Consider the following 24,852-nt stretch of genomic DNA (forward strand, 5'->3'; position numbering starts at 1 on the left):
TCAGCCCGGACGGGTAATTACAAACGGGGCCGGATCGTTTGCAGTATCTTGGCATGCAGGGACGGGTCGCCCGCTGCCACAACATTGCCGTTGGTGCCCAGCCGCAGCGGCTGGCCTTCCCAGTCGGTGATCACGCCGCCGGCGCCTTCAATCACGGCAACAAGGGCGGCCCAGTCATAGGGTTGCAAGCCGGCTTCCACCATCAGGTCAATGAAGCCGGCGGCCAGCAGGCCGAACGCATAGGCATCGCCACCCCAGACCATGTACCGGCTGGCTGCTTCCGTCTGACGGAATTCCGGATGCGGGAACGGCATTGTGGCCGCCTGCGTCGCCATTGCCGGGTCGGGGCAGAGACGGGTACGGATAGGGTTGCCATTCAGGGTGGTTGCCTGACCGGCCACGCCCAGCCACCGGTCACCAATCACCGGCTGGTCGATAATGCCCAGTACAGGCACCCCGCGGTGCAGCAACGCGATAAGGGTGGTGAAAAGCGGGCGGCCGGTGATGAAGGATTTGGTGCCGTCGATCGGGTCAATCACCCAGACATATTCAGCATTCAGGTCGCGGCTGCCATGCTCCTCGCCCAGGATACCATCCTGGGGACGTTCCGCCGTGAGAATGGCGCGAATAGCCGATTCGACTTCCCGGTCGGCAATGGTGACCGGGGAGGTGTCTGCCTTCACATCGACCGCCACGGGGGTGCGGTAATGTTTGCGCGCAACGGCACCTGCCGCATCGGCGCAGCGCAGCGCCAGCGTTACAAGTGGGGCGAGATCGGCGGCAGACATCTGCGATTCTCCTACAGGCATGCGGGGGTGCCTTGTTACCCGCCCAATGAAAAGGGGCGACCCGAAGGCCGCCCCTATATCACACCTGGCGCTGGTTGCCGATTACGGCAGCGGTGCCGGGCTGTCGGACAGGGTCCGCAGATAGGCGATCAGGTTGGCGCGATCCTCAACCTTCTTGATACCGGCGAAGTTCATCTTCGTACCCGGGATCGTGGCCTTGGGGTTGGCCAGGAACTTGTTCAGATGCTCGTAATCCCAGGGACCTTCCTGGCTCTTCATCGCATCAGAATAAGCGAAGCCTTCCGCATGGGCGTGCTTGTTGTTCACGATGTTCCAGAGATTGGGGCCAACCTTGTTGGCGCCGCCCTGCTCGAACGTGTGGCAAGCCGCGCAGGCGCGCACCAGCTTCTGACCAGCCGCCGGATCGGCAGCCGCCAGGAGCGGCGTCACCGGATCGGGCTCCGCGGGGGCGGCAGGCGCATCCGCTTCGGCTGTCGCCGTTTCGGGCACTTCTACCTTATAGGCGCGCTCAGCCGGATAGGTCGGGTGCAGGAGCTTCTTGGAGAAGAAGCCGGCAAACATGGCAATGAGCGTCGCCATGAGGATAGCCATGAAAATCTTATTAAAGGTGCTGCCAGCCATTAGATCTGATCCCTTGGGTACGCCGGGCGCGGGCACAATAACGCCAACCAGCGGGCACGTCCATGCCCGCTTGTCGGCAAACCATGCGGGATACATATCCCAGGACAGGCGGTCGCACATGGAGTTTACGCCTTGACCCGGCGGACCAAATGTCGCACGGACAGATCATGATGACCCAGCCCCCCCCGAAAAGCCTTCCAACCAACCCTTTGATCGTCATTCCCGCCCGTATGGCGTCCACCCGGCTTCCTGACAAGCCGCTGGCGGATATCCAGGGCGTGCCGATGATTGTCCAGGTCTGGCGGCGGGCGATGGAGGCAGCCATTGGCCCTGTCGTCGTAGCTGCGGCTGAACAGGCGATTGTGGATGCGGTGGAGACTGCCGGTGGCCGCGCGGTGCTGACCGATCCCGACCACCCATCCGGTTCCGACCGAATCTGGGAGGCGGTATGCAAGATCGACCCGGAGGGGCGGCACGATGCGATCGTCAATGTCCAGGGCGATCTGCCGACCATTGAACCTGCTGCGGTCCAGGCGGTTTTTGCGCCCTTGTCCGATCCCGCGGTCGATATTGCTACCCTGGGCGTGGTGATCTCTGATCCGGCGGAGAGGACCAATCCCAATGTCGTGAAGGCTGTGGTGGAGTTGCGGCCGGGTGACCGGCGGGGCCGGGCGCTTTATTTCACCCGCGCGACCGCACCTTGGGGTGAGGGCCCGCTATTCCACCATATCGGGCTTTATGCCTATCGGCGCGACGCGCTGGCCCGGTTCGTCGCACTGCCCCCCGCGATCCTGGAACAGCGGGAAAAGCTGGAGCAGCTTCGGGCGCTGGCCAATGGCATGGTGATTGATCTTGCCGTGGTCGATACCGTGCCCCTGGGTGTGGACACGGCAGAGGATCTGGAACGGGCCCGGCGGATGCTGGCGCCGGTCACGGGTATAGAATCATAAAGATAAGAAGGACTGATCACGTCATGCCTGCCTCGACGATTGCTTATCAGGGCGCGCCCGGTGCCAATTCCGATCTGGCCTGCCGCAGCGTCTTTCCCGAGATGACGCCGCTGCCCTGCGCATCGTTCGAGGACGCGTTTGCCGCCGTGCATGAGGGGCGGGCACGGCTGGCCATGATCCCGGTTGAGAATTCGGTCGCCGGTCGTGTTGCCGATATTCATCACCTGTTGCCGCGCGGCGGGCTGCATATCATCGGGGAGCATTACCAGCGGGTCGTGCATTGCCTGGTGGCGCCCAAAGGGGCCAGCATGGAAAGCCTGACCCAGGTCCATTCCCATATCCAGGCCCTGTCGCAATGCCGCAATTATCTGCGGGAGCGGGGATTGACGCCGGTCAGCCACGCCGATACGGCGGGTGCCGCCGCCGATGTGGCGACCTGGAACGATCCTGGCATCGGTGCCATTGCCTCTGATCTGGCGGCAGAGATTTATGGTCTGCAGGTCCTGGCCAAAGGGATCGAGGATGCCGCGCATAATACGACCCGCTTTCTGATCCTGTCCCGTGAAGCGCAGGTGCCGGCACCCGGTACGCCCAGTGTCACCAGCTTCTTCTTCCGGGTCCGGTCAGTGCCGGCGGCGCTTTACAAGGCGTTGGGCGGATTCGCCACCAACGGTGTGAACATCACCAAGCTGGAAAGCTATATGGTGGATGGCCGTTTCATCGCGGCCCAGTTCTATGCCGATGTGGAGGGGCATCCGGAAGAGCGGTCCCTGCGTCTGGCGATGGAGGAATTGGCCTTCTATGCCCGGGAGGTGAAAATCCTGGGTGTCTATCCAGCCCACCCCTTCCGTCAGGCTGCCATCCAGCAGGACGGTCAGGATTAAACAAAGAAGGGCCAGTGACGCAGCAACGTCACTGGCCCTTCTTTTTCGCAAGCGGCGGCAAGGGGCCGCCGCTTTCCCGATTGTGCGCTTATTTTTTACCTTTGGCCTTTGCAGCGGCAAAGGCGGCGGCGAAAGCATTATCCTCCGCTGCCGGTGCGGGCGGGGCTTTGCGGGGTGGGGCTGCATTCTGGCGCGGGGCGGTGGCCGGGCTCCGCCGTTCATCCCGCCGTTCCGCCGGCTTATCGGTGGGGCGTGCCGGCGCGGGGCGTTCGTCCAGCTTCATGGTGAGGGCGACGCGGCGGCGCTTCAGGTCCACCTCCATCACTTTCACCTTCACGATATCGCCCGCCTTGACGACACTGTGGGGGTCTTTGACGAAGCTGTGGGAAAGCTGGCTGATATGCACCAGCCCATCCTGATGCACGCCCACATCGACGAAGGCGCCGAAATTGGTGACATTGGTCACCACCCCCTCCAGCACCATGCCGAGCTGGAGGTCTTTCAGTTCCTCCACCCCTTCCTTGAAGCTGGCGGTTTTGAATTCCGGGCGAGGATCGCGGCCGGGCTTCTCCAACTCCCGCAGGATATCGGTCACGGTGGGAATGCCGAATTTCTCATCCGTGAAATCGGCCGGGTCGAGCGATTGCAGGAAGGCAACATCGCCGATCAGCTTGTCGAGCGGTCGCCCGGTCTTTTTCAGGATGCGTTCCACCACCGGATAGGCTTCCGGATGCACGGAGGAACCGTCCAGCGGATTGTCGCCGTCGCGGATTCGCAGGAAGCCGGCGGCCTGTTCAAATGCCTTCGGCCCCAGTCGCGGCACCTCCAGCAACTGGCGGCGGGACCGGAACATGCCGTTGCGGTCGCGGAATTCCACGATGTTGCCGGCAACCGTGCCGGACAGGCCGGAAACGCGGGCCAGTAAGGGGATGGACGCGGAATTCAGGTCCACGCCGACGCCGTTCACGCAATCCTCCACGACGGCGTCCAGCGTCCGGGCCAGTTTGGCCGGGCTGACATCGTGCTGATACTGGCCGACACCGATGGATTTCGGGTCGATCTTCACCAGCTCGGCCAGGGGGTCCTGAAGCCGGCGGGCGATGGATACGGCCCCGCGCAGGGTGACATCCAGCTTGGGGAATTCCTGCGCCGCCACTTCGGAGGCGGAATAAACGGACGCGCCGGCTTCCGACACCATCACCTTGGTCGGCTTCGCTCCCGGCAGTTTTTCCAGCAATTCTGCGGCCAGCTTGTCCGTCTCCCGGCTGGCGGTTCCATTGCCGATGGCGATCAGATCGACATCATGGCGTTTCACCAGCACAGCCAGGGTGGCCAGGGAGCCATCCCAGTCACGCCGCGGCTCATGGGGATAGATGGTTACCGTTTCCAGCAGCTTGCCGGTGGCATCTACCACTGCGGCCTTTACGCCTGTCCGGATGCCGGGATCCAGGCCCAGGGTGGCGCGCTGGCCGGCGGGTGGTGCCAGCAGCAGATCCTTCAGATTGCGCCCGAAAACCGTAATCGCTTCATCCTCTGCCTTCTCGCGCAGGACGCTCATCAGATCGGTTTCGATATGCAGGGCGATCTTGGTCCGCCAGGCCCAGCGGCAGCAATCCAGCAGCCAGCGGTCGGCGGGACGGGACCGGTTTGCAATGCTGAAGGCGTTGGCAATGATCTGTTCGGCCGGGTGGGCTTCACCGGCCACCGGTTCATTACCCACCACCAGCTTCAGGTCCAGGATACCGGCTGCCCGTCCGCGGAACAGCGCCAGGGCCCGGTGGGAGGCGATGCGGGTCAGGGCCTCGCTCGAATCGAAATAGTCGCTGAACTTGGCGCCTTCTTCCGCCTTGCCCTCGATCAGGGTGGAGACGATGCGGCCCTGATCATGGGCCAACTGGCGCAGACGTCCGACCAGGGTGGCATCTTCCGCCATGCGCTCCACCAGGATGGCGCGGGCTCCCTCCAGTGCGGCCTTGGTATCGGCGATCCCCTTGTCGATGGCGATGAAGCCGGCGGCTTCCTTTTCCGGGTCGCGGGATGGATCAGCCAGCAGCAGGGTGGCCAAGGGCTCCAGCCCCGCTTCCCGCGCGATCATACCCTTTGTCCGCCGCTTCGGCCGGAAGGGCAGGTAAAGATCTTCCAGCCGGGTTTTGCTGTCCGCCGCCTCCAGGTCGCGCAGCAGCTCCGGGGTCATCTTGCCCTGGTCGGTAATGGACTGCTTGATCGTTGCCCGGCGCTCTTCCATCTCCCGCAGATAGCGCAGCCGCTCATCCAGCGTGCGCAACTGGGTATCATCCAGGCCGCCCGTCACTTCCTTGCGATAACGGGCGATGAAGGGGACGGTGCTGCCCTCATCCAGAAGGGCTGCCGCGGCTTCCACCTGCTGCGACCGGACGCCCAATTCTTGCGCGATGCGGGCGGGAATGCTGGTCATGGACTGGAACCTGATCTGACTTTGGAAGGTTGGCTGCATAGCGCATCCCCCCGTCTGCCGCCAGTCCCGAGCCTGATCTAAAAAAGGACAAGATTCGGCGTTCGCGTTAACCAAATCTTAGGTGCAATGCGATATTTCTGAAATCCGCGACATTTTGTTGCGTTTCCTCCCAAGACTGAAACCCCCGGCGCCTTACGGCGACGGGGTTTTTTTGTGCTGTTTGCTCCTAAAAAGCAGCCATTCCATGGGGTTGCGCCGATATGGTGCGCTTATCTGAAATAGAACGGTCGTGCCATCTGCAACAATTTTGTCCGACAGGCAGAAAATGCCTTGACCTGTCGTTCCAGATGAAAGAAATAGTCTTCACAAGAACGGTGCCGCTGACGCAACCTTCGGAAATAAGAAGGGGCGATGGGGAGGAAACGGCCCAAAAGAAAAGGCCGCTACAAGAGCGGCCTGAGTTTAGGGAGGAAACGCCCGAAAGGGCATGCAGCAACGTGTGCTGCGATGCACAATATGATCCCGGCCAACGGGATTGGCAAGTGGTAAAAGGCGGCCCCCTTTGCGGGGCCGTCGCCATTTTGGCTCTTATGCTTCCATAATTCTGGTTGGACGCGCCCTTTCCTTACGGCACAAAATGCAGCTTCAAAGCGTTAAGCTGTTATTTCGGCGAAGGAAAATGGGACCAATGGTCGATATATCATATCAAACGACGAGCGCTGTCGGCGGCACCGATATGCATTATGTTGATGTCTGCCTTGCTGAAACTGAAAGCTTGGTGGGCGCTGCCGATGGGCGGAAGCCGGTCTTGTTTCTGGACTATGATGGCACTTTGACGCCGATCATGCCGCGACCGGAAGATGCTGTTCTTTCTGACCGGATGCGTGAACAAGTGCGGGCGATTGCGGCCCTGTGCCCTGTCGCCATCGTTTCCGGGCGCGATATGGCGGATGTTCGGTCCCTGGTTGATATTGATGGGCTGGCCTATGTCGGCAGTCACGGGCTGGATATCAGCACGACCGCCGGCTTCCATGCAGTTGGGGAGCCTTTCCGTCCTGCTATTTTACGGGCTGTGGCAGCACTGGAAAAGGCGCTGACATCCATTCCCGGTGCATATGTCCAACCCAAACGTTATGCGATTACGGTCCATACCAGGCTGGTGGCTCCGGACCACAAGGCCCAGGTTGTTGACACGGTTCATGCCGTTCTGTCGGGGGAGCCGACCCTGCGCTACATGTCCGGCAAGGAAATGCATGAACTGCGTCCCGATATGGATTGGCATAAGGGAAGTGCCGTCGTCCATCTGGCCCGGATGGAAGGGTGGCAGGACCATCCCTGGATTTTCATCGGGGATGATGTGACGGACGAAGATGGCTTCCGCGCGGTCGCGGAAAAAGGCTTAGGCATTCGCGTGGGTGAGTTGGGGGCGACGACAGCCGCGCGCTTGTCCCTGCCGGATGTCGATGCCGTCCTGGCCTATCTTTCCAGGCTTCAAGCGACGCTGTCCTGACCCTTTTTGCGCCTCTGTTAATCGGGTCTCATATCCAAAGGCTTATCCCGAACGGTCTGGGGTAAGCCTTTGGCGTCTGGGGCATTATTGGGACGTTTTTGGGGCGAAAGGGAGAAATTTCTCTTTTTAGTCACATTGCATCTGTCGAATATAATCTGAAGCTGTTTCCAAATTGAAGCGCATTTTTCTGTTCAACTGCAAAGCCAATTTTAATTTTTATTTGAAAAAATTGTTGATAATTTATTAATTATTAAAAGTTCACAATGAAATGTCGAAATTTTCTCTGTAACGCTCCTCCGTAAAATGAGAGGAAACAGAATGAATTTAGAAGTTTTTAGGGCATAATAAGGACACTATATCCGGCATATGCCTAAAAGGCTCACATCTTTACTGCCTTCGAGAGATGTTAAACCCAAGCCACCGGGAGTAACTTCCCACTCTAAAGAGAGCCGGCCATTCGGCTCCCGGTGTCGCCCAAGATGGTGGGAAGCTATCGGGGGATCATCCGAATGGTGCTGTTAAAGCGGCGCCAGGATTGAAACGGAATGCAGCGCGGGAGTGATGAGATGGAAAATGTGAGCACTTTTCTGATCGATGCGAACAAACTGTTCCGCGAAGGGCTGAAGCGCCTGCTGGAAGAGTCGCCGTTCCAGATCGCGGCAGAAGCCGGAAATATGCGTGAAGGGGTGGTTCTGGTAGAGCAGGGTGCCCAGCCTAAACTGGTCCTGCTGGACCTGGCGTCAGGTGCGGAGGACGAGGCTGATGCGTTGCGTCGCCTGCGTCAGCTTTTGCCGGAAGCGCGTATTGTCATCCTGACATCCGATCTCTGCACCCGCCGTCTCTCCAGTGCACTGGAAGCGGGCGCTGATGGCTATCTGATGAAAGACCTGTCGTCCGACGCCCTGACACAGTCCCTGCGGCTGGTCATGCTGGGCGAGAAAGTATTTCCCACCCATCTGGCTGCGCTGTTGATCACGGGCCGTGTGGCGACCGCCGCGCCAACCCCAGAAATTCCGGCCAGCCGCAAAGGCCTGTCCCAGCGTGAGATGCAAATTCTCCGCTGCCTGTTGAGTGGTGACAGCAACAAGATGATCGCCAACCAGCTTTCGATTACCGAAGCGACAGTCAAGGTTCATCTCAAGAGTCTGCTGCGGAAGATCAATGCCTCCAACCGCACACAAGCGGCCATATGGGCGCTGAATAACGGCGTGGGCGGCGATTTCAACAGCGCTGGCGCTTCCGACACGATGCCGATCGCCGCCGCTGGCTGATCCGTTTTGACGGGCGGGGTGTCCTGCAACGGACACCTCCGTCGCCTGATGCCAGCCCGAGCGCTTTGGCGGCCAGATTGGTTATGCCGATTGACGCACCAGATCATCGGCTTTGCGGGCGGCAAAAACGCCCGCTTCCGTGCGATTGCGGAAGTGCATTTTTGTGAGGGTAGCGCGCACGGTGGATTTCACCGTTGGCTCGCTCATGGTCAGGCGTTGAGCGATATCCCTGTTGTTCAGCCCTCGCCCCAGTTCCAGCAGGCATCGATATTCAGTATCGCTGAGTCGTGGCAGCAATGCCAGCCGGATGCGATCAATCCCATCCTGGGAGAGGAATTGCGCCGGGAGAAGGCAGTGGCCTTCCTTGCCCAGTCGGAGCAGCGCCGGCACCTTGTCCAAATTCTCGTCGGTGAAAATCCAGGCATCGGCGAAGGGCAGGATATCTGCTGTGTCCAGAACCTCTCCCAGAGACAGGATAAAGATGAAATGCGCCTGCCGGGACAAGCGCAATGAGGCAACAGGGTCGCGATCACGAAGCAAGGAGAAGTTGCGGGGGTCAATGAGAATCGCATCCGCCGACCCGGCGGCCAGCCCCGCCACATCACCATGAAGAACGGGGGTGACCCCCGCCTCCCGGGCCAAAATCATCATCAGGCGCCGCCGGACCATAACGTCGTCGGTGAGAACGGCCACACGCATGATCAGCACACCCCTGTGCAGGGGATGGGTAAACGGGAGGGGAGTACCAGCGGCGGGCAACCCTCTCGGCCCGCTTTACATAGATGCCGATGATGTTCCCGCGAGTGCTTTTGCATCACGATCCCTGTTTTTTAGGTCCATATCATAAAACTGTAAGTTATGAAGGTGCGCAATATATGAAAGGGATCTTTCTCGTCTACGATGAATTAACCCCGTGGCACGGAAAGGCAAACCTAAACTATTGTGGTAACATGAAGAGAGGGCAAATCCCAATTTGCGCAATAATTTATTGGATGATGTATGCATGCTCCGCTTCCTCGGACAAAAAAGCCCCCAAAAGTTGTGGTCCAAGTTTTTTGCGCCGGGCGCTGCATAAAATTGTAGGAAGCGATGCTCCCGTGTATAGTCGGGAAATCACATCCCTCACCATCCATGATTGGTTGCGGGGATGAGCCCAGGGGCGTGAACCGAATGCGTCTGTTTTTGATAGATCACGAGCCAGCTTTTTGTGTCCGTCTGCGCCAGATTGCGCGCCGGGTGGAGGGGGTGGGTTCCTTGGAGGATGTTGCCAACCTGTCGGAGTTGGGCCATCAGGCCCTTAAAGCACCGACGGAACCCATGGCGGCTATTGTTTCCATTGCCATTCTTTCCCGCGGTGCGGTGCGCGACTTCATGGCCCAATGTCCTAACGTTGCCATCATCATGGTGGGGGGCAATGATCCGGAGCGGATGCGCGCGGCCCTGGGCGAGGGCGCCCGCGCCTATGTTCGCCGTTCCGATATCGATGATGAATTGCCGGCAGCGCTGAGGGTGTTGTTGGAAGGGGGGATTTTTGTGCCCCCCGTTGTGGCCATGCGCCCTGCGGGAGAGCCACTGATGACGGTGGCGGGGCCGGTTCCTGCCGGATTCTTCCGCGAAGATGCGGGGCAGCAGCTTACCCCCCGCCAACGGGAAATCCTGGCGATGATCCGGAATGGCCGCAGCAACATCGAAATTGCTGACGCGCTGGACCTGACGGTGGGAACAGTGAAAATCCATATCACAGCCATCTTCAAGGCGCTCGGCGTCCGCAATCGTACCCAGGCCATGGTGGCGGCAGATTGGTTGAACCTTCCTTCGGGGCAGGCCGCGAACAGTGTCGGGTGATCCCAGCAAGAAGGAAGGTTCCGGCGGGCGGCTGTTTTGCGCTTTTCCGCGTCTCGGGGCATTTTTGCCCCGCATTTGCCAGAAAGCATCGTATAACCATCCGGCATGATACGGATTTTCCGCCGCTTGGGTGTCGGCCTGACCGGCGTGGAAGATGCCGGGCGGGGCAGCTGCCTTGACCGGCGGCGGGGGGTCTGCTATCGCCGCTTTTTGTTTATTCGGTTCGGCGACCGGCCGAGGGTGAAGCATGTCCGACATCTTTCGCGAAGTAGACGAGGATATCCGCCGCGATAAGCTCGTATCGTTTTGGCAGCGCTATGGTGGCGCCGTCGTGGCGTCGGCGGTGCTGATCGTCGTGGGAACGGCGGGCTATGTGGGCTGGAAACATTGGCGCACTGGCCAGATGGAAGAGCGCACTGCCGTTTTGAGCACGGCCCTGTCCAAAATCCGGCCGGAACAGAATGCCGCGCCCGTCGACACCAAGGCCGGTGCGGATGCCCTGGCCCAGGCTGCCCAGCAGTTGGGTGGCGGTCATGCCACGATCGCCCGTCTGTACGAGGCGGGTCTGCGTGCCCGTGACGGTCAGCGCGACCAGGCGATTGCGCTTTATGACAGCCTTGCCGGCGACAGTGAGGCGACGCCTCTTCTTCGCGATCTGGCCCTGTTGATGTCCATCCAGCTTCAGGTCGATACCGGCGATATTGCTGCCCTTCAGGGGCGGCTGGCACCGTTGCTTGCCACAGGCAATGCATGGCGTGCCTCTGCCGCGGAACTGGCCGGACTTTTGGCTATCCGTAGTGGTGATAATGCCCGTGCAGCGGAACTTTTCCGCGGTCTGGCTGAGGATGCTGATGCCCCGCAGGGCGTTCGTGCCCGTGCCACTGAACTCGCCGCCTTTTACGCGGCGCCGAAATGACGCCCAAGAACCAGGATACCATGGTCAGCAGCAACCGTTTCGGCGCCCTGCGCGCCACCGTCACCGCCCCCAGCGCCCGTTATCGCAATGCCCGCCGTGTCGCGGTTTCTCTCGTGGCATGCCTCATGCTGTCGGGTTGCGGCATCACGGATTGGTTCAGCAGCGAGGATGAAGGGCCGAAGCTGGGGGGGAATCGTATTTCCGTCCTGCAGCTTCAGCAGCAATTAGAGGTGGACCCCCAGGTCTCCGAAGCCGCTGTCACGCTGCCGGACGCCATCGCCAATGCGGATTGGGCCCAGCCCGGCGGCAACGCGGCGCATAATGCCGGCCATGTTGCCCTAGGTGCTTCCCTGAAGCGCATTTGGTCGGCCAGCGTTTCCGGCTCCAGCTCTTCCGCCCGCCTGCTGGCAGGGCCGGTGATTGCCGGGGGGCGGGCTTTTGTTCTCGATACCGATAACGAGCTTCACGCCTTCGATGCCAATACCGGCAAAAGGCTGTGGCGCCGCTCCATCCTGCGCGATGGACAGAAGGGCACGGCATTCGGTGGCGGCGTGACCTTCCATGAAGGTCGCCTGTTCGTCACCAACGGATTTGGCGAGGCGGTTGCCGTTGCCCCGGATAATGGCGAGGTGATCTGGCGTCGGCGTATTGCCGGTCCGATCCGGTCCGCGCCGACGGCGCTGGATGGCCGCGTTTTCGTGTCGGCGATCGATAACCAGCTCATTGCCCTGAACGCCGAAACCGGCGCGCTGGAATGGTATCATACCGGCTTCCTGGAACCGGCGGCCCTGCTGGGCGGCTCGGCGGCAGCCGTTGAAGGCGATACGGCCATCACGCCCTATTCTTCGGGCGAAATCTTCGCCCTGCGCACGCAGAATGGACGCCAGGCCTGGCAGGACAGCCTTGCTGCTGTTCGCCGGGGTGAGAACCTGACCGGCCTTGCTGATATTCGCGGTCTGCCCGTCATTGCCGATGGTGTCGTCTATGCCATCAGCCATTCCGGGCGCATGGCGGCGATTGATATCCGCTCCGGCCAGCGCGTCTGGGAGCAGGATATTGGCGGCATCACCACCCCGGCTGTGGTGGGGGACTGGGTTTTTGTCACGACCAACGATGGCCAGGTGGTCGCCCTGACCCGCAAGGATGGCCGTGTGCGCTGGATTTCCCAGCTTGAGCGCTATGAGGACCCGGAGGACCGCGAGGATGCGATCCTGTGGACCGGTCCCCTGGTCGCGGGCGGGCGTCTGTTGTTGAGCAATAATCTGGGGGAACTGGTGGAGATGTCGGTCGCCGATGGCTCGGTTACCCGTCGCACAGAGCTGCCCGGCCCTGCCATTCAGCCGCTGGTCGCAGCGGGCGAAACCCTATATGTCCTGACGGAAGACGGCGATCTGGCCGCCTATCGGTAACGGAGTAAGTGTAAGTGATTAAGGCCACGCACCGGCTGACGGTCGCCATTGTCGGGCGGCCGAATGTCGGCAAGTCCACCTTGTTCAACCGGTTGGTCGGCAAGAAGATCGCCCTGGTTGACGATACGCCCGGCGTGACGCGCGACTGGCGCGCCGCCGATGGCCGTGTCGGGGGGCTGGAATTTACCGTGGTCGATACGGCGGGCCTGGAGGATGTCTTTGATGGCAGCCTGGAGGCCCGCATGCGGGTACAGACGGAGCGGGCGATCCAGCGCGCCGATGTCTGCCTGTTTCTGATCGACGCCCGCGCCGGTGTAACGGCGATGGACAAGCATTTCGCTGCGTGGCTGCGTGCCCGGGTGAAGACGCCGACCATCCTGGTTGCCAATAAGTGCGAGGGGGCGGCCAGCCAGCCCGGCTTGATCGAAGCGTTTGAACTGGGTCTGGGGGAGCCCGTGCCCCTGTCTGCCGAACATGGCGAGGGCATGGCCGATCTGGTGGAATCCCTGCTGCCGCATATGCCCAAGGATGAGCCGGTGGAAGAGCCGGATCAGGCCGACGAGGATAGCATCGCGGTTGCTGATGAGGCGGCAGAGCCGGATGCAGACATGCCGGTGGACGAGACGGAGCCGAAATCGCTCCAGCTTGCCATTGTCGGTCGTCCCAATGTTGGCAAATCCACTCTGTTGAATGCCCTGGTGGGGGAAGAGCGGGTTTTGACCGGGCCTGAAGCCGGCATGACCCGTGATGCTATTTCTGTGGAATGGACCTGGAAGGGCCGTCCGATCCGTCTGGTTGACACGGCCGGCCTGCGCCGTCGGGCCCGTGTTGAGGCCAAGCTGGAGAAGATGGCCAATCAGGATACGCTCCGCGTCATCCGGATGGCGCATGTCGTGGTCCTGGTTCTGGATGCGGATGGTATCCTGGACAAGCAGGACCTGACCATCGCCCGGCTGGTGATCGAGGAAGGGCGCGCCCTGATCATCGCGCTGAACAAGTGGGATGCGGTTGCCGACAAGAATGCGGCGTTGAAACAGCTTTCTGACCGGCTGCAGACGTCCTTGCCGCAGGTGAAGGGTATTCCGACCGTCACCATCTCCGCCCTCAAAGGGCAGAGGCTGGAAGAGCTGCTGGACACGGTCGTGACCACCTATAATGTGTGGAATCGCCGTATTCCCACATCCCAGCTTAATCGCTGGCTGAGCGCCATGACGGAATCCCACCCGCCGCCGCTGGTTGATGGCCGCCGGTTGAAGATCCGCTATATGACCCAGGTGAAAAGCCGTCCGCCTACTTTTGCGCTGTTTGTCAGCAAGCCGGTGGACCTGCCGGATAACTACTCCCGTTATCTGGTTAATGGCCTGCGGGAAACGTTTGAGCTGCCGGGTGTGCCCATTCGCATGTTGCTTCGTAAGGGCAGCACGAATCCGTTCGATTGAAGAACGGATACTGACCTTAAGAAAACTTTTGCAATTAATCCCTATCCATTAGCCTATACCCATCGGGTAGAGGGGTGTGGATGTTCTTTGGGCTGGGCTTCTGGAACAAGCGACTGGTTTTTGAGGTCTTCCTGAAGGTGGAAGACCGGTGGGAGCTGCACGCCCTCTGGGACCGGGAAGAGGATGCGATTGAGGATAGCCGGCGTCTTCTGCTGGCCGGAAAAACCCTTTCGGTCAAGGTGGTCCGCCTGCGCACCCTGTCCAACGGTGTGAGTTCTGAGACTGTTGTTTACGAGCAGGAAGTCCAGCCGCGCAAAAATCGACCCGTCACCATTTCCACCCCGCAAGGTGACGTTGCCATCTGCGCCACGGTGGATGATCTGTTCGCCGTGGAGGCGCGCCGCACCATCAGCCAGGTGATGCGGGATTATCTTTTCCGCGCCAATATCTGTACGAGCGAGTTGCTGCACAGCTACAGCCATATGCGCAAGTTGCAGGATGCGCAGGGGTTGGTGAATGCCGCCATGCACCGTATTGCCATGGCGCAGGCCAATGAGGCTAAGGTGGCGCCAAAGCAACGCATACAGTTGCTGGATACCTTGCTGTCGCAGGCGCAGGCAAAAGCGCGCACCATGGCGGCCGACCGTGCCGCCTACCCCGTCTTCAAGGGTGAAGATCTCGCAGCCCTTAGCGACCTGATCCTGTCGCGCTCCTCGCTGGAGCATCATGATTATATATTAACATCGCTGCTGACAGTCTGGCTTTTCGACTTCCGGTCTCTGGCTGCGAAGGTCGAAGCCTTGACCCTGCTGGCACAGGCAAATGTGGAAAATGGCCTGATCCGGCAGGTGGATGCGATCCTGTCTGACATGCTGATTTTTGCCGATGTGGTGCAGGACCTCTTTGCTCTCCACCCTAATCTGGGCACGGCCCTGATGCAGATGGGCGATGTTGTGCTGCGTCGGAAGGGGGCTGTGGAAAGTGTTGCCAACCCGACGATGCGCACGATGGCCGCTCTGATCATCCAGGGACATATGCCGCATTGTCAGGCGGCGCTCGCAGACAGGCTGCTGCGGGAGATCAATGGCGACCGACCGCTGGATGCACGCGCTCCGGAGAATGAAAATGCTCTGCTCGACCGTCTGGTCAAGACATTGACTGGGGAGGATGGCACCATCCTGGGTGGGGAACGTACCCGTCAGTCGGTAGAGAAAAGGCGCCTGCGCCAGCGGGAGCAGTTGCTGCGCGCGCACGGGCTGCACAGCGTGGCAGACAATCTACGCTCCTGATCGGCAAGAAAGGGCGGGACATGATGATCATGCCCGCCCTTTCTTCATATCTCCCAATCAGCTCTGCGTGCCAGTTTTCCGGCGACGATATTCATAGATGGCGATGCCGATCCCCAGCCAGATGACCAACCGCCACCAGGTATCCCCCGGCAGGCCCCACATCAGGTAGAGGCAGACAGCCACGCTGACGATGGGGACCACCGGCACCAGCGGCACCCGGAAGGGGCGCGGCAAATGCGGATGGGTACGGCGCATCACCAGCACGCTGGCGGATACGGCCATGAAAGCGGTCAATGTGCCGATGGAGACCAGTTCAGCCAGCAGGTCGATGGGGAACAGGCCAGCCAGCGCCATGGCGACCAGGCCGGTGGTAATAGTGCCCACATGCGGTGTCCGCCAAGTGGGATGCACCTTGCCGAAGACCGATGGCAGAATGCCATGCTTGGACATGGCGAAGAAAACGCGCGGCTGCGCCACCAGAAGAACCAGGATCACGGAAGTCAGACCGGCGATGGCACCCAGCGATACCAGCGGTTCCAGCCATCCCATGGCAGGGCCCATCCGTTCCACGGCCAGCGCGACGGGGCTTGGCACATTCAGTTCCGTGAAGGGCACGATACCGGTGAGAACCAGGGCCATCCCGACATAGAGCAGGGTGCAGATGACCAGGGAGCCCAGAATGCCGATGGGAACATCGCGCTGGGGGTTGCGGGCTTCCAGTGCCGTCGTGGCGACGGCATCAAAACCGATATAGGCGATGAAGACGACCGCGGCGGCGCGCAGCACCCCGCTATAGCCGTAATGGCCAAACTCCCCCGTATTCTGCGGCACGAACGGTACCCAGAGGTCCGGATTGACGTAAAACGCGCCGACAGCGATCACCACCAGGATCACCGCCACCTTCGTGATCACGACAGCCGTGTTCGCCCATGCCGACCGGCGCACGCCAATGACGGCGCAGAAGGTGGCAAAAGCGATGATGAACATGGCGGGCAGGTTAATTAGCGCGCCCGTGGTGACCAGCTTGCCCTTCTCCATGGCAAAGGGGGCGGAGGAAAAGGCTTCCGGCAAAGGCATGCCGATGGATGAGAAGAGGGCTGACAGGTAGCCCGACCAGCCGACCGCCACGAAGGAGGCGGCGACCAGATATTCCATGATCAGGTTCCAGCCGACCAGCCATCCGATGCGCGGGCCCATGGCCTGACGGGTATAGCTGTAGGCGCCCCCCGATTCCTGTGACATGGCGGCCATTTCCGCATAGCACAGGCCGGCACAGGCACAGGCGACCGCTGCAAAGATGAAGGACAGCACCACGGCCGGCCCTGCATATTGCGCGGCTGCCGATCCGGTAATGACGAAGATGCCGGCGCCGATGATACAGCCGACACCCAACATGACCAGTTGAACCGGCCCCAGCGCCGGCAGAAGCCCGACCGCTGCTTCCTGTTCCACTTTCATCCGTAACCCCCTTGTTCGTCCGATTTCCATTTTTCCAGGGGTGCGGGACAGTTGGATCCGCACTTGGTTATTTTGTCCTGGTTGGTCACTATTCTGGGGTGGGAGGTGCCATGAATGCAATGCTGAAATGCCCTTTGCCGGCGTAAACCATTCCGCTTTCCGGCATTGAAGGGCAAATCCGCACCGACAGGCCTGCTTGCGCACCGCAGCATGATTGGTTAGCGTCAAAAGCGTCATTCCCTGGGGGACAAGGCATAATGGCAAGCGCGGCTTCGGCGGCGGGGCATCCGGTACGGCAATCCTCCTTCGGGATGCTGTTCATTTCTGCAATTGGCGTGGTGTTTGGCGATATCGGCACCAGCCCGCTTTACGCGATGAAAGAGGTTTTCGCGGGCCCGCATCCATTGCCGGTGGACCGGCTGCATGTGCTGGGTGTCCTGTCCCTGGTGTTCTGGACAGTTCTGCTGGTCGTATCGCTGAAATATGTCGCCATCATTATGCGCGCCGATAATGATGGCGAGGGCAGCAGTTTCGCCATGCTGGCCCTGCTGCAACGGACCCTGGCCAATAGACCGAAGCTGTTGACAATTGCTGGCAGCTTGGGTGTGTTCGCGGCCGCCTTGTTTTATGGGGACAGTGCGATCACCCCCGCCATTTCGGTATTAAGCGCGGTGGAAGGGCTGCAGGTGGCGGCACCGGAACTGGCGCAATGGGCGGTTCCGCTGGCCATTGCCATCCTGGTGCTGCTGTTCACGGTACAATCCAAAGGCTCGGCGGCCGTAGGGGGGCTGTTCGGCACCATCATGATCGTCTGGTTCGTGTTGCTGGCGGTCTTGGGGATCAGCAATATCGGCCAGGCCCCCGGCGTTCTGGCAGCGCTGAGCCCGCATTGGGCGATCATGTTCATCGCCAATGATGGCTGGATCGGCTTTCTGGCGCTGGGATCCGTGGTGCTGGCGGTGACGGGTGCGGAAGCACTTTATGCCGATATGGGCCATTTCGGCCGGCTGCCGATCCGGCTTGCCTGGTATCTACTGGTCTGGCCGGCCTTGATCCTGAATTATTTCGGCCAGGGTGCCATGTTGCTGACACGCCCGGAAGCAGCGGTGAATCCCTTTTTCCTCATGGGCCCCACCTGGGCCGCCTTGCCCCTGGTTGTTCTGGCGACGGCGGCGACCATCATCGCCAGTCAGGCGGTGATTTCCGGTGCGTTCTCGGTCACCCGTCAGGCGATCCAGTTGGGTTATCTGCCCCGGATGGAGATTATCCACACATCAGAACGGGAGATCGGCCAGATCTATATCCCGTTCGTGAACTGGGCGCTGATGGTGGCGGTGGTGGCGCTGGTCATCGGCTTTGGCAATTCCATGAATCTGGCAGCGGCCTATGGCGTCGCCGTGACGGGGACGATGCTGATCACCACGACCCTGGTTTCCATGCTGGCCTTCAACCATTGGGGCTGGCGGGGGATATGGGCCTGGGGTTTGGTTATCCTGCTTCTTTGCGTCGACATTGCCTATTTCATGGCAACGGCAACCAAGATCACCCATGGCGGCTGGTTCCCCCTGGCGGCGGGCATCGCTGCCTTCCTCGTCATGACCACCTGGAAGCAGGGAAGGCTGCTGGTGCAGGCCAAGCTGCGGGAGAATGCGCTGCCGGTGGTCGAGTTTCTGGGCAGCCTGTCGGAGCGGGTGAGCCGGGTGCCCGGCACGGCCGTCTTCCTGACGGCGGAAACGGAGGGTGTGCCGCTCGCCCTGCTGCATAATCTCAAACATAATCATGTCCTGCATGAGCGGGTGGTGTTGCTGACCGTCAAGGTTGAGGCCGTGCCGCGCGTGCCGGCGGATCAGCGCATTACCGCTGAAGCCCTGCGGGAGGATATTTTCCGTGTCATCGTTCGCTATGGTTTCATGGAAGACCCGGATGTGCCGAAGGCATTGGCGAATGCCCGGCGGGCTGACCTGGGCTTTGATTATGAACCCATGCGCTTTTCCTACTTCCTGACGCGGGAGACGGTTGTTCCTGGTGCCGATAGCGGCATGGCGCCTTGGCGCGGGCACCTGTTTTCCTTCCTGTCGCGCAGCGCGACGCGCACGGCAGATTTCTTCCAGTTGCCCGTGAACCGCGTGGTGGAACTGGGGGGGCATGTTGAGATCTGACCCGGCGATCCCACAGCCTTGAGGCTTTATAGGGGATAGGAAACCGGTGTCATTTATGGTTATCTTCAGGCGGGAGGTGGCCGGCAGAGCCGCCCCTATGGGAAACGTCTGGAGATTTCATGATGAACCGGTCCGCGCTGCGCCGCGCGCTTTTGTCCGCCTGCGCCCTCTATTTTCTTTTTCCCGCAATCCCATCCGCCGCGCGCGAGCCCTCGGCGGCGACCACTACAATGGTTGCCCAGGTGCCGGAAAAGCAGACGATCCTGGACACCATGAAGCGGGCGACCCGTTTCATGGTGGAGAAGGCGGCCGTTCAGGGCGGCTATGTCTGGACCTACCTGCCCGACCTGTCCCGCCGCTGGGGTGAGATGGAGGCCTCGCCCACAATGATCTGGGTACAGCCGCCGGGTACGCCCACGATGGGGCATCTGTTTTTGGACGCTTATCGCGCAACGGGGGATGAATATTATTACGACGCAGCGCGCCAGGCGGTCGACGCGCTGGTGCGCGGGCAATTGCCCGGCGGTGGCTGGAATTATCTGATCGACACCGCAGGGCCTGCGGCGGAAAAGCGCTGGTATGAAACCTATGGCCGCAATGCCTGGCGGATGGAAGAGTTCCAGCATTACTACGGCAATGCGACATTCGACGATGCTGGCACATCCGAAGCGGCGCAACTTCTGCTGCGGCTTTATCTGGAAAAGCGGGACGAGACCTATCGCGCCCCGCTGGAGAAGGTGATCCAGTTCATGCTGGATGCGCAGCTTCCCAATGGGGGATGGCCCCAGCGTTTTCCCCATGTCGATCATGGCGGCCTGCACGGGCGGCCCGATTATACCGGCCATGTCACCTTCAACGATGATGTGATCGGTGAAAACCTGGAATTTCTGATTTTCGCCTACCAGACCCTGGGGGATGAGCGGTTGCCCGCCGCTATCCGGCGCGGAATGGATATTTTCATCGCCACCCAGCAGCCAAAACCGCAGGCCGGCTGGGGGCTGCAACATGATGTGAAGACGCTGAAGCCGGTTGGCGCGCGCACTTACGAGCCGGAAGCCCTGGCCACCCACACCACGGCCAGCAACATCCGGGCGCTGATCAGCTTTTACCAACTGACCGGTGATCGTAAATATCTGGCGCGGGTGGAAGAGGCGATTGACTGGCTGGACAGTGTGCGGGCGCCGGCTGACATGGTCAAAGGGCGCGACAGCCACCCGACCTTTATTGAGATCGGTACCGGCAGGCCCCTATTCCTGCATCGCCGTGGCTCGAATGTCGTCAACGGCAGCTATTACACCAACCAGAATCCCAAGGATGTGATTATCCATTATCAGTCCTTCCGGGCCATCGATGTTGATGGGTTGCGCAAGGCCTATGCGGCGGCCCTGACGCTGGATCCGGCGGAACTGGCACGCAACTCCCCCCTCCTGGCCAAGGCCGGGACGTATAAGCTGCCGGCCTATTTCAGCCTTCGGGATGTCAGTGTAGCCGATATGGCCAAACCGGCTGCGGAAAAGGCCCCCGTTGATGCCGCCGTGTCCGATATTCTGACCACGCTGAATGACGCTGGCTACTGGCCGGCACCGCTGACCTTCACCACCAATCCCTATAAGGGCGATGGTCCGGAAACCCCGGTGGGGGGTGAATATCGCACCACCAATGTCGGTGACCTGTCCGACACCTCCCCTTATGTGACTGACTTTCCTGTCCAGGGCATTTCCACCCGCACCTATGTTCGCAATATGGGTGACCTGATCCGGACGCTGGTGGGTAATCGTTAAGGCGAAGGGCGGCCCGGAAGGGAGCCGCCCTTCATGATCGGTGCGGCCGCCGGACCTTCACCGGCGGCCGCTTTGCTGTCAGGGCCGTTGCGGGACCTGGGCCTGATTATTGGTATCGGTGATCTCCACCGGATCGCCATCAAGCACCAGTTCCACCCGCACGCCCTGCTGTCCTTTCCCGACCGGGATCAGGATGTCAGCGGTTTTCGCCAGCAGGTCATTGGGGGCGGCCAGGGCAGGAATGGGGGCTTCGGCCAGAACCTTGCCATCGGCATCCAGAAGCCGTGCCCGTCCGGTGGGCGTGGGCTGGCTGCCCAGGGAATGCACCTTCACCTTCAATCCCTGGCGATCCCAAGACAGGTCGCGGCTGGCAATGGCGATATCGGGACGGTTACGTGTCTCGATCTCCTCACCGGCAAGGGTGAATTCCAGCACTTTGGTTTGCCGGGGGGCGAACTGAACGTCAGTTCCAATCCCGTCGCCGAAGCGGATGGTCCGGGTATCGATACTCGTGTCGGCCTTGTCGTCACCGTTCGTGTCGATCCCCTGGCTCAGCCGCCAGTTCCCCTTTGCCACATCGCCGCCCTGGATGGTGGCGGTAATCGGGGCATCAGACAGGTTATAGGCAATGACGCGGAAGCCGGTGCGCGTCGGCTCCCGCACCAGGATCGCCAGTTTGGTGGCGTCGTCAGGCTGGGCGAATTGCCAGCTTATGCGATGCCCCCGCACGATGGCGTTGCGCCACAGGGCGACCCCGCCCATACGCTGGCGCTGCAGCTCCTGCGCCGGCAACTCCACCCGGTCGACCCACCAATGGTCTTCCGTCATCATCGACCAGCGCCACGTCGCCCAGCGCCGCTGCTGGTCATATTGCTGTTCCAGGTAACGCTTATCACCCGTGGCGGTCCAGGCCGTATGCAGGGTGAAGGGGTTGGCGTCGCGCTGGCCGGCGGCGGTTACCAGGGGAGTGCGCAAGTCTGGCCGCTTCAAGTCCAGGGCCAGATCGCTGTTGACGATGCCGGATAGCCCGCCCAGGCCGCTGCGGCGCAGAACATGGTCGAGCGGTCGCAGATATTTCTCGTCGCCTGTCCAGCGCCATGCCGCCCACATCAGCAGGTTGGTCTGTTCCGGACCGGCCGTGCCGCGGGTGGCGCCGTCCGGCCAGTTGATTTCCGACGGGAAATCCCATCGCCCCTGCGCATCCTGCTTGCCATGGGCCAGATAACCATCCGCCAGTTCCAGCAGCAGCTTTTTCAGCGCGGGGGAGCCGTTATAATCCACCAGCAGCACGCCGGGATGGAAGATCATATAGGAGTAAGGCTTCGACCATTGCCAGGGTGTCTCCCGCACGATGCGGTCGCCACCGAAATAATTGCTGACCAGCAGCCGGTTGCCCTTTGGATTCACCTCTGTCAGGCGGCTGTAATTGATGGCTGTTTCCATCAACCGTTCCATCGTCAGCGGGTCGCCCCAATTCATGTAGGCGGACTGGCTGATGGCGTTGATGCCTTCCTCATAAACATGCAATTCGTCGGTGACGATGGTGCCCAGCCCCTTGGTGAACATGCCGTTGGCATAGATCGCCTCAATCATCTCCGACAGGGACGTGTTGATCTTGTCCGGCGTCACCCCCATCAGGGCCAGGCCCGGCCACTGGTTGGTCAGATCCGTGTCGTCCGACAGGCCGCCGCCAAATTCACCATCCACCTGCCGGTGGTCGATCCACCAATGCACAAAGTCACGAACCTGTGCCAGATACTGGGTCTGTCCCCACGCCCAGGCCGGGACGCCAGCCGGGGCGGGTTCAATCTGCACCGCCGGCAAGGGTTGTTGCGGGTTCCATTCCGACCAATAGGCCAGTGCGCCCTTATGGGTTGGGTCAGCGCGCAGCAGGTCGGTCAGGTCTTCATAGAAGCGGTTGAACAGGCCCAGTTCCCGTGTGCTCTGCCGTTCTTCCACCAGGAAGCCGTAATTATCGCGGACCTGTTCAAACCGGTCGGCCACATGTTCGGCCAGTGCCTCTTCCCGGCTTTTGAACAGCAGCCGCACATCCATTCCATCCAGGCTGGCAAGGCCGAAGCCCGGGGCCACGGTGGCGATGGTCAGATAGACGCTGCCATCCGGCGGCAGGATGCGGTCGCGCGTGTCCAACCAGAGGGTTCGCGCTTCTCCCGGTTTGACGGCGACATTCACATCTGCCAAGTCCCGCTCGGGGGTTAGCGGGTCCTTGATCCGGATATTCAGCGGGATCAGCCCCTTATGCGTGGCCGGCAGGTTCAGAGCCGGGATGGTCAGTTCAACCCCATCCAGGCCACCGGCATTCTCATAGCCCTGGGTGGTGCCGCGCCGCAGGGCTTTGCCCGGCCCCTGGCGGCGGAAATCCATGGGAATGGCTATATGGACCAGCGGCCTTTGGCTGGTCGTGGCCGGCACGGTGCGGGGTTCCATCGGCCCCCCCTTGGGCAGCGCTACGGCCAGCGCGCGTTCCGCAGCCGGATAGCGACCGTCGATGAAACGGGAAATATGGGCAATGGCGGGATAGTCGGGTTCGGCCTCGGCGCGCACGGTGAAACTGTAAGCGTTGCCCGCCTCCGGCGCCTTGCCGGGGCCGACATGATAGACCCCGATCTCCTGGATCGGCACCTCCTGGGCATCGTTGGTGAAGCGGACGGCGCCGCCTTGTTCATCCTTGGCCAGTTGGGTGGTGCTGCGCTCCGTGCCCTCGCGGCGGCGGGCCAGTTCCGTGGCAGGGGCCGTCACCGGCTCTTTTGCTTCTGGCACCGTGGCGCCGCGCAGCACGGAAAGCCGTCCATGTGCCGCCCCCTGGATTTCCACACGGTTCCACGGCTCATCAGGGAGGAACCATGTTCCTTCCTTGCCACCCGCTGAATAGACATTCCAGTCGGGCAGGATGAAATAATCGGTCCGGCCGGGCAGGCGGGAGCGATTATAGACCCCGGGCCAGGTTGTCTCCCGGATGCCGTCATTTCCCTTCCACATACGCTGAGCGATGTCGCGCTGGTCCTTGATTTCCACTTTGCGGATGCGCGTATGGCTGCTGGCCAGATAGGGCGGGGCCGGGTCTTTCGGCCCGAAACCCAGGCGGAGGGCCCAGGGCTGCTGCCAGTCCGGTTCGGGTTTTGTGATTCTGGGTTCTTGTGCACGGGCCAATGTAGCCACAGCATCCGGCGCCAAAGCATGATCATAAATCCGGATTTCATCCAGATCGCCGCCGCGCAGGAAATTGTACCGGCTTTGCACCTGGATCGGCGCGATGATCCGGCTATGCGGCCCGAACTGGTCCAGCCCGGCATCCAATGTCGCCGGCTGGTCCTTCCGTTCCGCCAAGGTGCCGTTGATATAGAGCTGTATGCCTGCCGCCTCATCCCAGGCGAACGCGATATGGGTCCAGGCGTCCGGTGCGGGAATGGCGGGTGCCTTCCAGGAAACCCGCACCCGGGCCAGATTGGCATCGGTCACGAAAGCGTCAAAACCGTGGCCGTTCCAATCAATCCGCAGGAAGACCATGTCCCAGCTTGAATGATTGGCATACGCCACCCGGAAAAGCGGGAATTCCGTGCTGCCCAGGGGATAGCGCGCGCGCCAGAAGAAGGAGAGGGTGCCGCGCTGGGCCTGGATATTGCCGGGGGCGGACCAAGCCAGCACCTGATCGTCCGGTGCCTGCAGATAGCCGCCTGCCACCCCGCCCCGGCCAATGATCTTCACCTTGTCGGCGAAGGTTGGTTCTGCCTGGCCGCCGGCATAATCAGCGGTCAGGTTCTGGTCTGCGGAGAAGCGGAAAAGCAATCCGTCTTCTGGTTGCTGGGCGAGTGCCGGCCCGGAGATGACCATGGCGATACAGGCAGTCGCTGCCAATAGGTTGTTTTTCAAAGACATTTCCGTCCCCTATTCATTTTATCCGGCGCCGGGCGCCATCTTTGGTGCCGTTCATTCCATCTCGGTGCTGTGGTCCTAACCCTGAAGAGTGACCAGAAAGTCGCGCCCGGACAGGAATGTTCGGGAAAATCCGCAAGCGCGGCGGTTTGTCGCGGTAAAGCGCTTGCGCAGATCGACATC

The 24,852-nt window shown here is 61.1% G+C and carries 17 protein-coding genes; 11 read left to right on the forward strand and 6 right to left on the reverse strand.

What is annotated here, in order from left to right:
* Window positions 1-17: 17 nt before the first annotated feature.
* Both G473_RS0110215 and G473_RS0110220 read right to left on the reverse strand, forming a co-directional pair.
* Window positions 18-788, reverse strand: coding sequence for an inositol monophosphatase family protein (locus G473_RS0110215; protein ID WP_029013011.1), 771 nt, complete (start codon window positions 786-788; stop codon window positions 18-20).
* 102 nt (window positions 789-890) lie between these two features.
* Window positions 891-1,388 carry a c-type cytochrome gene (locus G473_RS0110220; protein WP_245580033.1) on the reverse strand — a complete coding sequence of 166 codons (498 nt, stop codon included), beginning with the start codon at window positions 1,386-1,388 and terminating at the stop codon, window positions 891-893.
* A gap of 212 nt (window positions 1,389-1,600) precedes the next feature.
* On the opposite strand from G473_RS0110220, the gene G473_RS0110225 reads away from it, so the two are divergent.
* Together G473_RS0110225 and G473_RS0110230 are read left to right on the forward strand one after the other, a co-directional pair.
* A complete protein-coding gene (locus G473_RS0110225) occupies window positions 1,601-2,380 on the forward strand; it encodes a 3-deoxy-manno-octulosonate cytidylyltransferase (protein WP_051330143.1) in 780 nt (259 codons plus the stop codon).
* 23 nt (window positions 2,381-2,403) lie between these two features.
* Window positions 2,404-3,264, forward strand: coding sequence for a prephenate dehydratase (locus G473_RS0110230; protein ID WP_029013014.1), 861 nt, complete (start codon window positions 2,404-2,406; stop codon window positions 3,262-3,264).
* Window positions 3,265-3,352: 88 nt separating this feature from the next.
* Here the strand turns inward: G473_RS0110230 and G473_RS0110235 are convergent, their stop codons facing one another.
* The gene (locus G473_RS0110235) at window positions 3,353-5,698 is read right to left on the reverse strand and encodes a Tex family protein (RefSeq protein ID WP_029013015.1); all 2,346 of its coding nucleotides are present in this window, start codon (window positions 5,696-5,698) and stop codon (window positions 3,353-3,355) included.
* Between the two features lie 688 nt (window positions 5,699-6,386).
* Between G473_RS0110235 and otsB the strand changes: the two genes are divergently transcribed.
* Both otsB and G473_RS0110245 read left to right on the forward strand, forming a co-directional pair.
* On the forward strand, window positions 6,387-7,208 hold the full coding sequence (otsB, locus tag G473_RS26255) for a trehalose-phosphatase (RefSeq protein WP_051330120.1): 822 nt from the start codon (window positions 6,387-6,389) through the stop codon (window positions 7,206-7,208).
* A gap of 566 nt (window positions 7,209-7,774) precedes the next feature.
* Window positions 7,775-8,479, forward strand: a complete 705-nt coding sequence (locus tag G473_RS0110245) for a LuxR C-terminal-related transcriptional regulator (RefSeq protein WP_029013016.1) — start codon at window positions 7,775-7,777, stop codon at window positions 8,477-8,479.
* A gap of 81 nt (window positions 8,480-8,560) precedes the next feature.
* On the opposite strand, the gene G473_RS0110250 is transcribed toward G473_RS0110245, so the two are convergent.
* Window positions 8,561-9,178: a helix-turn-helix transcriptional regulator gene (locus G473_RS0110250; protein ID WP_029013017.1), complete on the reverse strand. Its 618-nt coding sequence runs from the start codon at window positions 9,176-9,178 to the stop codon at window positions 8,561-8,563.
* 471 nt (window positions 9,179-9,649) lie between these two features.
* On the opposite strand from G473_RS0110250, the gene G473_RS26260 reads away from it, so the two are divergent.
* The 5 genes from G473_RS26260 to G473_RS0110275 all read left to right on the forward strand — a co-directional run bounded on the left by G473_RS26260 (window position 9,650) and on the right by G473_RS0110275 (window position 15,377).
* Entirely contained in the window at window positions 9,650-10,324 is a 675-nt protein-coding gene (locus tag G473_RS26260; RefSeq protein WP_051330121.1) for a response regulator transcription factor, read from the forward strand.
* A gap of 247 nt (window positions 10,325-10,571) precedes the next feature.
* Window positions 10,572-11,240 (forward strand): tetratricopeptide repeat protein, encoded by a 669-nt coding sequence (locus G473_RS0110260; protein WP_029013018.1) that lies wholly within the window; start codon window positions 10,572-10,574, stop codon window positions 11,238-11,240.
* On the forward strand, window positions 11,237-12,649 hold the full coding sequence (locus G473_RS0110265; RefSeq protein WP_245580034.1) for a PQQ-like beta-propeller repeat protein: 1,413 nt from the start codon (window positions 11,237-11,239) through the stop codon (window positions 12,647-12,649). The genes G473_RS0110260 and G473_RS0110265 overlap by 4 nt, the downstream gene beginning before the upstream one ends.
* A 14-nt stretch (window positions 12,650-12,663) precedes the next feature.
* Window positions 12,664-14,088, forward strand: a complete 1,425-nt coding sequence (gene der, locus G473_RS0110270) for a ribosome biogenesis GTPase Der (protein ID WP_029013020.1) — start codon at window positions 12,664-12,666, stop codon at window positions 14,086-14,088.
* Window positions 14,089-14,168: 80 nt separating this feature from the next.
* The gene (locus G473_RS0110275) at window positions 14,169-15,377 is read left to right on the forward strand and encodes a hypothetical protein (protein ID WP_029013021.1); all 1,209 of its coding nucleotides are present in this window, start codon (window positions 14,169-14,171) and stop codon (window positions 15,375-15,377) included.
* Between the two features lie 57 nt (window positions 15,378-15,434).
* Here G473_RS0110275 and G473_RS0110280 read toward each other — a convergent pair whose 3' ends face one another.
* A complete protein-coding gene (locus tag G473_RS0110280) occupies window positions 15,435-16,835 on the reverse strand; it encodes an amino acid permease (RefSeq protein ID WP_161630968.1) in 1,401 nt (466 codons plus the stop codon).
* 257 nt (window positions 16,836-17,092) lie between these two features.
* Between G473_RS0110280 and G473_RS0110285 the strand changes: the two genes are divergently transcribed.
* Complete coding sequence (locus G473_RS0110285; RefSeq protein ID WP_051330122.1) at window positions 17,093-18,994, forward strand: potassium transporter Kup; 1,902 nt, start codon at window positions 17,093-17,095, stop codon at window positions 18,992-18,994.
* A gap of 119 nt (window positions 18,995-19,113) precedes the next feature.
* Window positions 19,114-20,775, forward strand: coding sequence for a pectate lyase (locus G473_RS0110290; protein ID WP_210163277.1), 1,662 nt, complete (start codon window positions 19,114-19,116; stop codon window positions 20,773-20,775).
* 78 nt (window positions 20,776-20,853) lie between these two features.
* Here G473_RS0110290 and G473_RS0110295 read toward each other — a convergent pair whose 3' ends face one another.
* On the reverse strand, window positions 20,854-24,672 hold the full coding sequence (locus G473_RS0110295; protein ID WP_029013025.1) for a LamG-like jellyroll fold domain-containing protein: 3,819 nt from the start codon (window positions 24,670-24,672) through the stop codon (window positions 20,854-20,856).
* Window positions 24,673-24,852 lie beyond the last annotated feature (180 nt).

This window comes from Niveispirillum irakense DSM 11586 (genome assembly GCF_000429645.1).
Lineage (GTDB): Bacteria > Pseudomonadota > Alphaproteobacteria > Azospirillales > Azospirillaceae > Niveispirillum > Niveispirillum irakense.